Source organism: Mesorhizobium kowhaii, assembly GCF_003253745.1.
GTDB classification, from domain to species: Bacteria; Pseudomonadota; Alphaproteobacteria; order Rhizobiales; family Rhizobiaceae; genus Mesorhizobium; species Mesorhizobium kowhaii.
Genome location: NZ_MZXV01000062.1, coordinates 415,301 through 428,683 on the forward strand (window position 1 = coordinate 415,301; position 13,383 = coordinate 428,683).

The window sequence follows — 13,383 nt, forward strand, 5'->3', positions numbered from 1 at the left end:
CAGGCGCGAACGAGAACGTAAAGGGAACAGATACCGCTCCGCCACGACCTATTCGGTCGGACTGGGATCGTTCTCCAGCAGGATCGGCTTGCCGTGCGGGGTAGCATGCGCGGCGCGCTCCCAGGCTTCAGCCATCGCATCGACATCGGACTTGGCGGCCAGCCCTTTTGAGGCAAGCAGACTTTCCAGCGCCGCCAGCCAATGTTCGTAATAGTCATGGCCGTCAGCCGCGGCACCTGGCTTCTTCACCTCGGCCGACAGCGCCTGCGCCCATTCGCTCCACGAAAACAGACCCTTGTCGTGCAGCGCCACCGTCATGGCGAACGCTTCGGCCTGCCACGGTTCGGCAAAGACCGGTGCATCGACGCCCGGCGGCAAATCGGCGGCGTGTCCGTTTGCCTCACGCCGGCTCAAGATAGCTCTCCCAGGCATCGATCGACACGCTCAGCGTCGGGTCGGCCCCCTCGCCCCAGATTTCCGACCCTTCGAAAACCACGGTGTAGACCCATTGCGGGTTTTCGCCCTGGCCATGCGCGTTGCTGTCAGGGAACACGAAGCCGTTGTGCACGGCCTCGATCGTTCCATGCTTGCCGCGTGCATAGCGCGGCAGCCGCGTATGGCCGGTCGGGTTGAAGTTTTTGGTCCGCACCGGATCGCCGGCCTTGAACCGCCCCGGTTGCGCCACCGGCCGGTCGCAAGGACCGCCCTTGGCCAGCACATCAGGCACGTTTTCCGCCTTCAGCACCCGTTTCGGCACAGCGGCCGGATCCACCACCGTGCCTGCCTCGAGATCGCGCTCCGTGACGAAGCCATGGCGCTTGAGCAGCACTTCCAGCGCCTTGATCCAGATCTCGTAGTAGCTGGAGGCATAATAATCGGCGGGATGCAGCGATTCCCGCGCGTGCCGGCTCTCGTCGATGTTCCAGGCACCCATGGCGCCAGCGCATAAGGTCACGCCGAGCGCCCGCCTTTCCCAGGCGGCATGGAAATACGGCTCGTCCACTTCGGGGGCAACAGGGCCGAACCCCATCTGCCCACCAAGGTCCTGCGGCCCGTTCATGCCGGCTGCCTCGCCAGCCCGGTGCCGATCATCGCGTCGCGGCTCACCAGATCGGCCAGCCGCTCCTCGCTCCAGCCCTCGGTGCCCTCGGGCCGCATCGGCACGACGAGATAGCGCAACTCGGCGGTCGAATCCCAGACGCGGATCTTCTTGGTCGCCGGCAGCGTCAGCCCGAACTCTTCCAGCACACCGCGCGGATCGATGACCGCGCGCGAGCGGTAGGGCGGCGCCTTGTACCAGACCGGCGGCAGGCCGAGCACCGACCACGGATAGCAGGAGCACAGCGTGCAGACGACGAGGTTGTGCGTCTCCTCGGTGTTGAAGACCGCCTGCATATGCTCGCCCTGGCGGCCGGTGTAGCTGAGCGATTCGATCGCCGCCGTCGCATCGCTTTTCAGCCACTCTGCGAATGCCGGGTCGGCCCAGGCCTTGGCCACCACCCTGGCGCCGTTGCGCGGGCCGATCCTGGTTTCGTAGGTATCGACGATGACGTCGATCGCGGCCGGATCAATCAGACCCTTGCGGGTAAGGATGGTCTCCAGCGCGCGCACGCGGGCGGCAAAAGGATCGAGCTCATTGTCGTGGTCATGATCGTGTGACATGACCGCAAAATACGTTTCCGATCATGCCGCCGCAAGCACGACGGCTTGGGCCAGACCTCTCGCGACGTCGACTTCTATTCGGCCGCCGCTCGCTGTTCGAGTTGCTGCTCCTCATTGACATCGAACAGCGACGGCTGCGTCACAGGCTCCTGCGAGATTTGCTCGCCCTTGCGCTTTGGCATGAGCCCGACCAGCCAGCCCGAGAAATTCTCCATGTAGACATAGATCACCGGCGTGACGAACAGGGTCAGCGCCTGCGAAGCCAGCAGACCGCCGACAACGGCAACACCCAGCGGCTGGCGCAGTTCGGCGCTGGCGCCCGTGCCGAGCGCGATCGGGAATGTGCCCATCAGTGCCGCCAGCGTCGTCATCATAATCGGCCTGAAACGCATCAGGCAGGCCTTGTGGATAGACTCGGTGGCCGACATGCCTTCTCGTCGCAGTTCGAGCGCGACATCGACCATCATTATGCCATTCTTCTTGACGATGCCGATCAGCATCAGAATGCCGATCACCGCGATCACCGACAGATCCATGCCTGCGAAGCGCAGCGCAACGACGGCGCCAAGCACCGCCGATGGCAGGCCGGTGAGAATGGTGAGCGGGTGGATGAAGCTCTCATAAAGAATGCCGAGCACGATATAAATGGTCAGGATCGCGCCGCCGATCAGCATGCCCTGATTGGCAAGCGAGTCCTGGAAGGTCTTGGCCGTACCGGCAAAGGTCGTCGAGATCGCCGTCGGCATGCCGATCTGCTCTTTGAGCGCGTTGATACGGGTCACGCTGTCGCCGAGCGCCACGCCTTGCGGCAGATTGTAGGAGATGGTCACGGCCGGAAGCTGGCCGAGCTGGTTGACCGTCAAGGCGCCGGCCGTGCGGTCGACCCGGGCGAAGGCGCCGAGCGGAACCAGACTGCCGCTCGCCGTCCTCATCTGGATGGCGAGCATCCGCTCGGGCGACCATTCGATCTTGGGATCGAGTTCGGTGATGACTTCGTAGCTGTCGGCCGAACCGAAGATTGTCGAAACCTGGTCGGTGCCGAACCCGCCATAGAGGGCGGAGCGCAGCGTGTCGGTATCGATGCCGAGCTGGGCGGCTTTATCGCGATCCACCACCAGCGTCGCCTGCAGCGCATTGTTCTGCAGGTCGCTGGTGACATCGGCGAAGGTCGCATGGTCGGCCGCCATCGCGTCATTCATCTTCTGCGCCCAGATATCGGTCTGGCCGGTATCGAGGCCCTGAACCACGAGCTGGTAGGCGCTGGCGGAGGAGCGCGAGCCAAGCCGCAGGTTCTGCACCGGCTGCATGTAGGTCTCGATACCCGCCACGCCGGCCAGTTGTCGCCTTAGATCCGAAAGCACCTTCTCGATATCGGGACGCTGGTCCTTCCCCTTGAGCTGGACGAAGAGCTGCCCCTGGTTGAGCGCATTGTTACCGCTGCCCGCCGACCACGCCACATGGTCGACATAGGGCGAATGGGAGAAGACATTGGCCACCTGCCCTTGCAGCTTCACCATGGCGTCAAACGAGATGTCCTGGCGCGCGATGGTCGTCACCGATATCTGGCCGATATCCTCCTGCGGGAAGAAACCCTTCGGCGAGACCTGGATCAGCCACACCGACGCTGCTGCGGTGCCGACAAAGACGAGGAACACCAGGAAGGTGTGCCGCAGGCAGAAGCTCAAGATCCGGTCATAGCTGCGCGTGACGAGGTCCTGCTTATGGCCAGGGCCATGCTTGTCGCGATCGGCCTTCGTGACCGACAGCAAACGCGAGCACAGCATCGGTGTCAGCGTCAGCGACACGAACATCGACGCCAGGATGGCGACCGTCACCACGACGGCGAACTCGTTGAAGATGCGTCCGATGACGCCGCCCATCAGTAGCACGGGGATAAACACGGCCACCAGCGAAATCGAGATCGAGATGATGGTGAAGCCGATTTCGCGCGCGCCCTTCAGCGACGCATCGAAGGCCGATAGCCCATCCTCCTCCATATGGCGGAAGATGTTTTCCAGCATCACGATGGCATCGTCGACGACAAGGCCGACCGCAAGCGTCAGGCCCATCAGCGATATGTTGTCGATGGAAAAGCCGAACAGGAACATCGCGCCAAGCGTGGCAATCAGCGAGATCGGCACCGCCACGGCCGGAATGATGGTCGCCGTCACCCGGCGCAGGAACACGAAGATCACCATGACCACCAGCGCGATGGTCAACAGCAGCGTGTACTGCACGTCATCGACGGCCTGACGGATCGAGGTCGAACGGTCGTTGAGCAGCTTGATCGAGGCGGCGGCCGGCATCTGGTCCTGAAAGGACGGCAGCATCGCCTTGACCTTGTCGACGACGTCAACCGTGTTGGCGTCGGGCTGGCGCTGCACGGCCATGATGATGGCGCGGGTGCCGTCATACCAGCTCGCCGTCGTCGTGGTCTGCACCGAATCGACGACGCGGGTCACCTCGCCCAGCCGTACCGGGTGACCGTTTTTGGTGGCGATGATGAGGTTGGAAAAGCCGGCGGCGTTGTCGAGTTGCGTGTTGGCGGTGATAGTGAGCTGCTGCTTGTCATTCTGGAGCACGCCGAGCGGCGTGTTGCTGTTCGCAGACGCGATCGCCGCCTGCAGCTGATCGATCGAGATGCCGCGCGCCGCGAGCGCGGTCGGATCGATCTGGATGCGCACGGCATATTTCTGCTGTCCGAAGATCGAGACCTGCGCCACCCCATCGATGGTCGACAGCGAAGGCGAGATGACGTTTTCCGCGAAAGCGTCAAGGTCGGTCAACGGAACCGTGTCGCTGACCAGCGACATCAGCAGGATCGGCGCATCGGCGGGATTGACCTTGCGGTAGCTCGGTGGCGACGTCATCTGCGGCGGCAGTGATTTCTGCGTGCGCGCGATCGCGGCCTGGACGTCGGCCGCGGCCGCGTCGATATCCCGGTTGAGCACGAACTGGATGGCGATCGAGGTCGAACCGAGCGAGTTCGTGGTCGAGATCGAATCGATGCCGGCGATGGTGGCGAACTGCTTGATCAGTGGCGTCGCTACCGATGTGGCCATGGTTTCCGGCGAAGCGCCGGGCAACTGGGCCGACACGTTGACCACCGGGAATTCGGCGCTGGGGAGTGCCGCCACCGGCAGGAACTTGTAGGCGAACAGTCCACCCAACACGAGGGCGAACGACATGAGAAGCGTGGCGACCGGCCTGCGGATGCAGAATTCGGAAATCATTTGGCGGCCTCGCCGGTAGTGGTGGCCTCAGCCACCTTGGGAGCGGCTTGACCGCCGCCATCGGCCGGGGTCTTTCCTTCGTGCACTGCGGCGCCATTCTTCAGCCTTGTCTGGCCCTCGACGACGACACGCTCGCCGCTTTTCAGCCCCTGGCTGATGGCGCTGTTTTCGCCTTCGGTCAGCGCCACCTGCACCGGCCGCATTTCGACCGTGTTGTCGGGCTTGACCACATAGACGAACGGCCCCTTCTGGCTGGGCTGCACCGCGACCGTGGGAACGGATGTCATCTGCGGCATGATGCCGGCGTCGAGCACGACATTCACATACTGGCCCGGCCATAGCGACAGATCGGCATTCGGCACGCTCGCCCGCGTCGCGATCGTACCGGAAGCGGTGTCGACGCTGGAATCGACGAAATCGAGCGTACCCTTGCCGATCGGCGTCGGATCGCCGTCCTTGGTCAGCGTCACGGCACCCTGCTGCGGCGCGGCAAGCGCCTTATGCAGAAGCGCCAGGTTACTTTCCGGTAGATTGAAGTTCACCTGCAACGGGTCGATCTGGGTGATGGTCACCAGCGGGGTCGCCGTGCTGCTGTTGTTGCCACTGCTGGTGGTGACGAGGTCGCCGACCGCGACACTGACGGCACCAAGCCGGCCGGAAATCGGCGCCGTGATCGTGGCAAAGCCAAGCTGGACGTTGTCGGCGTCGATTGTCGCCTTGTCGGCATCGACGGTCGCTGCCGCCGCCTTTTGCGCCGCCACCGCCTGATCATAGGTCTGCTGCGTGCCGGCCTGCTTGGCGACGAGGTCCTTGGCGCGCTGGAGATCGGAATTCGAGCTGGCGAGCATCGCCTGGTCCTTGGCCAGCGTCGCCTGGTCCTTGGCGAGCTGCGCCTTCAACGCGCGGTCGTCCAGCGAAAACAGAACGTCGCCGGTCTTCACCATCTGCCCGTCCTTGACGTCGATCGATACGATCTGGCTGGATACCCGTGCATTGATGCTGACGACGGCCGGAGAGGAGACGAAACCGATCGCATAGCGCCGGATCGGGAAATCGGCGGACGAAGCGACGGCCGAGAGGATGGATGCGGAGCGCGCCGCGCTGGCACCCTTCTTGTCCGAAGCCGAGGCCGAGGCCGCAGCCGGTTGGTCCGCAGCGGCAACCTGCTTTTGGCCGGTGATCTGTTCAACCTTGCCCAGCGCGTCAGGCGAAAGATAAAGCCAGGCAGCCCCGCCCAGGCAAGCGACGGCTAGCAACGAAAGAACGACTTTTCCACGCATGGTCAAAAGGCCCTCTCCATCCGACACGCCGTGGTCCGATGGTCATATTCTAACGCAAATCACGGCCGTTGCCGCAGTTTCGCCGAATAGATAGGACACGCCTTTGTCGGAAAAGGGCCAAAACACGGCATTACGAAGATTTAATGTGCACTGCACAATGGATGTGCAGCCGACTAAGGTGGGTCGGATTTCAGGTCAGGCCGGCATCACCTGAATGTCGACACCTAGCGGAGCATCGGCCACAACGTCGCCGCCAGCAGCACGCCCATGGCGATGTTGAACCATTTCAGGCGCACCGGGTCCGACAGGAAACCGCGCAGCGCGGTGCCGAAACCCGCCCACACCGAGACGCTCGGCAAATTGACGACGGTGAAGGCTACCGAGATCAACACCACCGATAGGAACGGATGCTCCGGATTGGTGTAGACGGCCATGGCGGTGATCGCCATCACCCATGCCTTGGGATTGACCCACTGGAAAGCCGCAGCATCGATGAAGCGCATCGGCTGCCGCTTCGTCTCGCCCTTGGCGGTCAACGTGCGCGACATGGCGATCTTCCACGCGAGATACAGCAGATAGGCGCCACCGGCGATCTTCAATCCCGTATGCAGCACCGGAAACGCTGTCAGCACCGCACCAAGGCCAAGCCCCACGGCCACCAGCAGCACCAGGAAACCGATGCTGATGCCAAGCATGTGCGGAACCGTTCTGACGATGCCGAAATTCACCCCCGATGCCAGAAGCATGAGATTGTTCGGCCCCGGCGTGATCGACGTCACCAAGGCGTAGACGAGCAGGGCAAGGAACGCGTCAAACGACATGATATCCTCCCGAATGCATGTCGTTCGGTGCCCAACGGTTTTGGGTCGGCGACATGCACAGATAAGTCAGCACTATTGTCTTGTTATATCAGGAGACGCAAAGGCCACGGCTGGCGCGTAGCGGGACCAGAAGCCTAACTCTTCGGAAGCGCAAAGCGCCGAAGTCCTACATCGCCTGCGGGCCGCGGTTCAAAGCCGCCACGCCGGTGCGGCAGATTTCGACCAGGCCGAGCGGCTTCATGATGGCGATGAACTGGTCGATCTTGGTACCCTTGCCGGTGATCTCGAAGATGAAATGCTCGGTGTTGGCGTCGATGACGCTGGCGCGGAACGCGTCGGCCAGTCGCAGTGCCTCGACGCGGGCCTCGCCGGTGCCGGCCACCTTGACCAGCGCCAGCTCCCGCTCCAGCGGCCGCTCCTGGCCGGATTCACGCGAACGCACGGTCAGGTCGACCACGCGGTGGACCGGCACGATGCGCTCGAGCTGGTGCTTGATCTGCTCCAGCACATGCGGCGTGCCGCGCGTCACGATGGTGATGCGCGACAGGTGCTTCTCGTGTTCGGTCTCGGAAACCGTCAGGCTCTCGATGTTGTAGCCGCGCCCGGAGAACAGGCCGATGACACGGGCAAGCACGCCCGGTTCGTTGTCGACCAGCACGGAAAGCGTGTGGTTCTCCGGCTTTTCCGTTTCCTTGGCGATGAAGTAGGCGGAGCCGGTCGGTTGTAGCTGTGCGTTCATGACATGAATCTCGATTTCAAACTTTTAACTAACCATCTGTTTTCGCACGGCTTCTTGCGACAGCCCTGCCTCGACCAGGCGGACTACACCAGTTCCCTGCCCTTGGCGTCGATGGCGTTGGCCACCGCCTCGTCGGTCGCCTCGTCCGGCAGCAGCATCTCGTTATGCGCCTTGCCCGACGGGATCATCGGGAAGCAGTTGGCAAGGGTCGCCACGCGGCAATCGAACAGCACCGGCTTCCTGACCGAGATCATCTCCTTGATCGCGTCGTCCAGCTCGTCCGGCTTCTCGCAGCGTATGCCGTGGCCGCCATAGGCCTCGGCCAGCTTGACGAAGTCCGGCATCGCCTCGGTGTAGGAATGCGACAGCCGGTTTCCGTGCAGCAGCTGCTGCCACTGCCGCACCATGCCCATATACTGGTTGTTGAGGATGAAGATCTTGATCGGCGCGTCGTGCTGCACGGCAGCGCTCATCTCCTGCATCGTCATCTGCACCGAGGCGTCGCCGGCGATGTCGATGACCAGCGCGTCGGGATGCGCGATCTGCACGCCGAGGGCTGCCGGCAGGCCATAACCCATCGTACCCAGCCCGCCTGACGTCATCCAGCGGTTCGGCTTCTCGAAATGATAGTGCTGCGCCGCCCACATCTGGTGCTGGCCGACCTCGGTGGTGATGTAGGTGTCCATGCCCTTGGTCAGTTCGTAGAGCCGCTGGATGGCATATTGCGGCATGATCACGTCGTTGTTCATCTTGAAGGCCAGTGAATCGCGCGCACGCCATTTGGCGATCTGCTCCCACCAGGGGTAGAGCGCCTTCTTGTCGGTCTTGGCGGTCGCCCGCCACAGCCGCACCATATCCTCCAGCACCCGGCCGACATCGCCAATGATCGGCACTTCGGTGTGAACGTTCTTGTTGATCGACGACGGATCGATGTCGATGTGGATCTTCTTCGAGTTCGGCGAGAACGCGGTCAGCCGCCCGGTGATGCGGTCGTCGAAACGCGCGCCGATGCAGATCATCACGTCGCAATCATGCATGGCCATGTTGGCTTCATAAGTGCCGTGCATGCCCAGCATGCCCATCCAGTTCTTGCCCGATGCCGGATAGGCGCCGAGCCCCATCAGCGTCGAGGTGATCGGGAAACCGGTGAGATCGACCAGTTCGCGCAGCAAATGGCTTGCTTCCGGACCCGAATTGATCACGCCACCGCCGCTATAGATGATCGGCTTCTTGGCACTGGCCATCAGTTCGACCGCCGCCTTGATCTTTTCCAGGTCGCCCTGGACCTTGGGCTGGTAGCTGGTGCGCGGCGCGATCTGCGGCGAGACGTAAAAACCCCTGGCGAACTGCACATCCTTCGGAATGTCGACCACGACCGGACCGGGGCGGCCGGTGGTCGCGACATGAAAGGCCTCATGAATGGTCGCGGCGAGCTCGTTGACGTCCTTCACCAGCCAGTTGTGCTTGGTGCAGGGGCGCGTGATGCCGACCGTGTCGCACTCCTGGAAAGCGTCGGAGCCGATCAGCGAGGTCGGCACCTGCCCGGTCAGGCAGACCAGCGGGATCGAATCCATCAGCGCGTCCTGCAGCGGCGTCACCGCATTGGTGGCGCCAGGTCCCGAGGTCACCAGCATGACACCGGCCTTGCCGGTCGAGCGCGCATAGCCTTCGGCCGCATGGCCGGCGCCCTGCTCGTGGCGCACCAGAATGTGCTCGACCTCGTCCTGCTGGAAGATTTCGTCGTAGATCGGGAGAACCGCGCCGCCCGGATAGCCGAAGACATGCTTGACGCCATTGTCCTTCAGCGCCTGCACCACCATTTCGGCGCCCGTCATTTCGCGCCGCTCACTCTGTCCGTTGCTCATCGGTCTGGTCCCGTACTGTCCGCCATCTGGCGATTGCTGGTCGTTTAGTCGTGTTTCAGGCAATAAAAAAGGCCCCCGAGGGAGCCTGTGTGTTGCGCATGGGAGGTTTTCGCCCGGCGGTTACACCGCCTTGCCCACGCGCTTTCCTACGAGAATGAGTGCCGTTTTCATGGTGGCGGACACTAAGGGCGGGAAAGGCAGCCTGTCAACGGGAAAAATCGCGCCGACACGGAGCATGCCGGCGCGACTCTGGTGGTCAGCCCGGCGCCTTGCAGCGGGAAACGTGCGGATCACATTTTGACACCTTCCTGGCCTGCATCTTTGCCGGCGGGTGGTGAGGCGCGACTTTCGCCGGACCATTGTGCTGGGACATGCGCATTGCCAGCGCCTGCTGATGCGGCTTTTGCGGCCCGCCCCCGCGCGCGAGACGCTGCCCGGAAATCGACTTGGGCGGAACGGAGTTGGGCGACGACTTTACGACGACATGCCCGTCGCCTGCGGTCTTGTTGGCATGGACCTTGAGTGTATCGGCCTTCACGCCGTTGCTGGCGACCATCCGCTTGCGTACACCTGGCTTCACAACAGCAGGATTACCCGCTGTCACAGCACCCGGGGAAATCGCCTTGTTGCCGGTCAGCGCCTTCGGACCATGGCCCGAAACGGTCGATCCGCTCGCATTGGCCGCCGTCACGTTCGGCGCTCCATTGCCGGCCAGCTTCTTGATCTCCGCGCCCCTCGACGTATCGAGCCGCGCAGTGGCGATCACACCTTTGCGAGGCGGAGCCAATTTTGCCGCCTTGATCGAGGCTATCACGGGCTTGGGGAACTGTTGCAGCCTGGGTCCGGCATTGATCGCGACGACCTGGTTGCCGAGCCGCACATGCGGCGCATTGTTGACCACCACCGTCTGGTTGATGATCGTCGTGTTGCGCACGATGACGACATTCTCAGTGGCAGGCCGCACCACCCTGACCAGATCGACCGCGCCGATCGCCGCTACCGGCACGAAACACCACCAGGCATCGTCGAAGGCGACGTCGACATCGGGCGGCGCCGGCGCCCAGCCGACATCGTCGCCACCCTGGCGCCAGACCACCCAGGCTGGCGCCCATTGGTCCCCGGCGATCCACACCCAGCCGAAATCGGGATCATAGGCCCAGCGGCCGTAGTGGTAGACGACATCGCCGAACGGCTCGGCGGATTCCCAGTACCAGCCGTCGTCGGTCCAGACCCATCGGCCTTCGGTGTAGGGCCGCCACTCGGCACGGACCGTCGGAACCCAGACCTCGCCGAAGCGGTTGGAGGTCCGCCATCCGCCATAGGTTGAAAGCCTCTCGCGGATGGTCACGGAAATCTCCGCCGCATGCGCGGCCTGGATTCCCGGCAACACCAGCGGGCTGGTCAAGGTCGCGCTCAGGGCCATGACCAGAGCCATTGCCGCGGCGCGTCCGCGCCGGCCGACACAGTGACGTGAAAACGCTTGTTTAACGGGCATCACGGGCTCCAGAGTTCCGCATCGAGAAAATCCCTGGGGAACCGCCCTTTTGCCCGCCACCGCTTCCCGGCCTTCTCACCGATCGGTTGTCCTTAGCCTCCGTGGCCGCATTGCGGCATATGACCATCACGTTTGCGCGACCGGCGCAGCACCGGCGCGGCATTGTCCCAACGCCCTCCGTCAGGACGTTCCGAAACCGGCCTGGTGACCTCAATTCCCGGACAAACCATTGAAACCACTGGAAACTATGGTGGGGCGTGACGAAGGCCGTCATCTCTGCCGATACTTCATCGTCCGGCCGGCACGTCCGGCGGAGCCACCATGACGATCTGGATTTCACGGGAGGAAAGCTGATGCTCGACAAGGCCCCAAACAAGAAACTGTCCGACCTGCTCGACCAATTCGGCGCCGCCCTGGCCGCCAATGACATCGAGAAGGCGGTCGATTCCTTTCAGGAGGACTGTTACTGGCGCGACCTCGTCACCTTCACCTGGAACATCAAGACCATGGAGGGTCGCGACCAGGTCCGCGACATGCTGAAAAGCCAGTTGTCGAAGACCAAGCCCTCCCACTTTGCCATCGCCAAGGGTGAGGACGCGACCGAGAGCGGCGGGCTGATCGACGGCTGGATCAGTTTTGAGACAGAGGTGGCGCGTGGCTTCGGCCATGTCAGGCTGAAGGACGGCAAGATCTGGACGCTGCTGACCACAATGGTCGAGCTGAAGGGTCACGAGGAGCCGGCGGGTTTCGCGCGACCGATGGGCGCCAAACATGGCTCGGGCAAGAACCGCCCGACATGGAAGGAAGAACGCGAGAAGGAAGCCGCCGAACTCGGCTTCAAGACGCAGCCTTATACGGTCATTATCGGCGGCGGCCAGGGCGGCATCGCGCTCGGCGCGCGGCTGCGGCAGCTCGGCGTTCCCACGATCATCATCGAGAAGAACGAACGGGCCGGCGACAGCTGGCGCAAGCGCTACAAGTCACTCTGCCTGCATGATCCGGTCTGGTACGACCATCTGCCCTATGTCGATTTCCCGAAGAACTGGCCGGTCTTCTCGCCCAAGGACAAGATCGGCGACTGGCTGGAAATGTACACCAAGGTGATGGAGCTGAATTACTGGTCCTCGACCGAGGCCAGGAGCGCCTCCTATGACGACAAGACGAAGGAATGGACCGTGGTCGTCCACCGCGACGGCAAGGACATCACGCTGAAGCCGAAGCAACTGGTTCTGGCCACGGGACAATCCGGCAAGGCCAATGTGCCGAAATTCAAAGGCATGGAAACCTTCAAGGGCGATCAGCATCACTCCTCGAAGCATCCCGGCCCCGATGCCTATGCCGGCAAGATAGCTGTTGTCGTCGGCTCGAACAATTCCGCCCACGACATAGCCGCCGCACTTTGGGAAGCAGGCGTCGACGTCACCATGGTGCAGCGCTCGACCACGCACATCGTCAAGTCCGACACGTTGATGGAAATCGGGTTGGGGTCCCTCTATTCGGAGCAGGCGGTTCAGAACGGCATGACCACAGCCAAGGCCGATCTCGTCTTTGCCTCCCTGCCCTACAAGATCCTGCACGAATTTCAGATCCCGGCTTACGCCGAGATGAAGAAGCGCGATGCAAAATTCTACACGGGTCTGGAGAAGGCCGGCTTCATGCTCGACTGGGGCGATGACGATTCAGGCCTGTTCATGAAGTATCTGCGGCGTGGTTCGGGCTACTACATTGACGTCGGCGCTTCCGATCTGATCATTGATGGCTCGATCAAGCTGAAAAGCGGTGTCGACGTGACCGAGATCAAGGAGCATTCGGTGCTGCTCAGCGACGGGTCGGAATTACCCGCCGATGTCATCGTCTATGCCACCGGCTACGGCTCGATGAATGGCTGGGCGGCCGACCTGATCTCCAGGGACGTCGCCGACAAGGTTGGAAAATGCTGGGGCCTCGGCTCGAACACCACCAAGGACCCCGGTCCATGGGAGGGCGAATTGCGCAACATGTGGAAACCGACGCAGCAGGAGGCGCTGTGGTTCCATGGCGGCAATCTGCACCAGTCACGCCACTATTCGCAGTTCCTGTCGCTGCAACTGAAGGCCAGACAGGCGGGACTGCCGACGCCAGTCTACGGGCTGCAAAAAGTCCACCACAAGGGATAGTCAATTAAGGCACCAAGCGAGGTGCGGCTGATGCCGCACCTCCAGCCCATATCGTTGTCAATTGCGAATGGGCAAAGCTTCGACCCGTTCGGGCTTGCTGGCCGCATCGAGACGACGTGGCTCGCCGGGAGA

At 62.7% G+C, this 13,383-nt stretch carries 10 protein-coding genes; 1 reads left to right on the forward strand and 9 read right to left on the reverse strand.

Features of this window, described 5'->3' with window-relative positions:
• Window positions 1-48 precede the first annotated feature (48 nt).
• The 9 genes from B5V02_RS30030 to B5V02_RS30070 all read right to left on the reverse strand — a co-directional run bounded on the left by B5V02_RS30030 (window position 49) and on the right by B5V02_RS30070 (window position 11,095).
• Window positions 49-414 carry a nitrile hydratase accessory protein gene (locus B5V02_RS30030; RefSeq protein WP_167458724.1) on the reverse strand — a complete coding sequence of 122 codons (366 nt, stop codon included), beginning with the start codon at window positions 412-414 and terminating at the stop codon, window positions 49-51.
• Window positions 401-1,060, reverse strand: a complete 660-nt coding sequence (nthB, locus tag B5V02_RS30035; RefSeq protein ID WP_111547602.1) for a nitrile hydratase subunit beta — start codon at window positions 1,058-1,060, stop codon at window positions 401-403. Before nthB ends, B5V02_RS30030 begins: the two co-directional genes overlap by 14 nt.
• Window positions 1,057-1,662, reverse strand: a complete 606-nt coding sequence (gene nthA / locus B5V02_RS30040; protein WP_111547603.1) for a nitrile hydratase subunit alpha — start codon at window positions 1,660-1,662, stop codon at window positions 1,057-1,059. The genes nthB and nthA overlap by 4 nt, the downstream gene beginning before the upstream one ends.
• A 74-nt stretch (window positions 1,663-1,736) precedes the next feature.
• Window positions 1,737-4,895, reverse strand: coding sequence for an efflux RND transporter permease subunit (locus B5V02_RS30045; protein ID WP_111547604.1), 3,159 nt, complete (start codon window positions 4,893-4,895; stop codon window positions 1,737-1,739).
• Window positions 4,892-6,175 (reverse strand): efflux RND transporter periplasmic adaptor subunit, encoded by a 1,284-nt coding sequence (locus B5V02_RS30050; RefSeq protein WP_111547680.1) that lies wholly within the window; start codon window positions 6,173-6,175, stop codon window positions 4,892-4,894. Before B5V02_RS30050 ends, B5V02_RS30045 begins: the two co-directional genes overlap by 4 nt.
• Before the next feature lie 224 nt (window positions 6,176-6,399).
• Window positions 6,400-6,996 carry a LysE family translocator gene (locus B5V02_RS30055; RefSeq protein WP_111547605.1) on the reverse strand — a complete coding sequence of 199 codons (597 nt, stop codon included), beginning with the start codon at window positions 6,994-6,996 and terminating at the stop codon, window positions 6,400-6,402.
• A gap of 166 nt (window positions 6,997-7,162) precedes the next feature.
• Entirely contained in the window at window positions 7,163-7,735 is a 573-nt protein-coding gene (gene ilvN / locus B5V02_RS30060; protein WP_111547606.1) for an acetolactate synthase small subunit, read from the reverse strand.
• 83 nt (window positions 7,736-7,818) lie between these two features.
• Complete coding sequence (locus tag B5V02_RS30065; protein ID WP_111547607.1) at window positions 7,819-9,600, reverse strand: acetolactate synthase 3 large subunit; 1,782 nt, start codon at window positions 9,598-9,600, stop codon at window positions 7,819-7,821.
• Between the two features lie 256 nt (window positions 9,601-9,856).
• Window positions 9,857-11,095 (reverse strand): DUF6600 domain-containing protein, encoded by a 1,239-nt coding sequence (locus B5V02_RS30070; RefSeq protein ID WP_245446267.1) that lies wholly within the window; start codon window positions 11,093-11,095, stop codon window positions 9,857-9,859.
• 353 nt (window positions 11,096-11,448) lie between these two features.
• On the opposite strand from B5V02_RS30070, the gene B5V02_RS30075 reads away from it, so the two are divergent.
• A complete protein-coding gene (locus tag B5V02_RS30075; protein WP_111547681.1) occupies window positions 11,449-13,251 on the forward strand; it encodes an NAD(P)/FAD-dependent oxidoreductase in 1,803 nt (600 codons plus the stop codon).
• Window positions 13,252-13,383 lie beyond the last annotated feature (132 nt).

Bases quoted from the DNA above. Each gene is read 5' to 3' on its own strand.
- nthB (WP_111547602.1), bottom strand. From the start codon at position 1,060: ATGAACGGGCCGCAGGACCTTGGTGGGCAGATGGGGTTCGGCCCTGTT.
- nthA (WP_111547603.1), bottom strand. From the start codon at position 1,662: ATGTCACACGATCATGACCACGACAATGAGCTCGATCCTTTTGCCGCC.
- B5V02_RS30045 (WP_111547604.1), bottom strand. From the start codon at position 4,895: ATGATTTCCGAATTCTGCATCCGCAGGCCGGTCGCCACGCTTCTCATG.
- B5V02_RS30050 (WP_111547680.1), bottom strand. From the start codon at position 6,175: ATGCGTGGAAAAGTCGTTCTTTCGTTGCTAGCCGTCGCTTGCCTGGGC.
- B5V02_RS30055 (WP_111547605.1), bottom strand. From the start codon at position 6,996: ATGTCGTTTGACGCGTTCCTTGCCCTGCTCGTCTACGCCTTGGTGACG.
- ilvN (WP_111547606.1), bottom strand. From the start codon at position 7,735: ATGAACGCACAGCTACAACCGACCGGCTCCGCCTACTTCATCGCCAAG.
- B5V02_RS30065 (WP_111547607.1), bottom strand. From the start codon at position 9,600: ATGAGCAACGGACAGAGTGAGCGGCGCGAAATGACGGGCGCCGAAATG.
- B5V02_RS30070 (WP_245446267.1), bottom strand. From the start codon at position 11,095: ATGCCCGTTAAACAAGCGTTTTCACGTCACTGTGTCGGCCGGCGCGGA.
- B5V02_RS30075 (WP_111547681.1), top strand. From the start codon at position 11,449: ATGCTCGACAAGGCCCCAAACAAGAAACTGTCCGACCTGCTCGACCAA.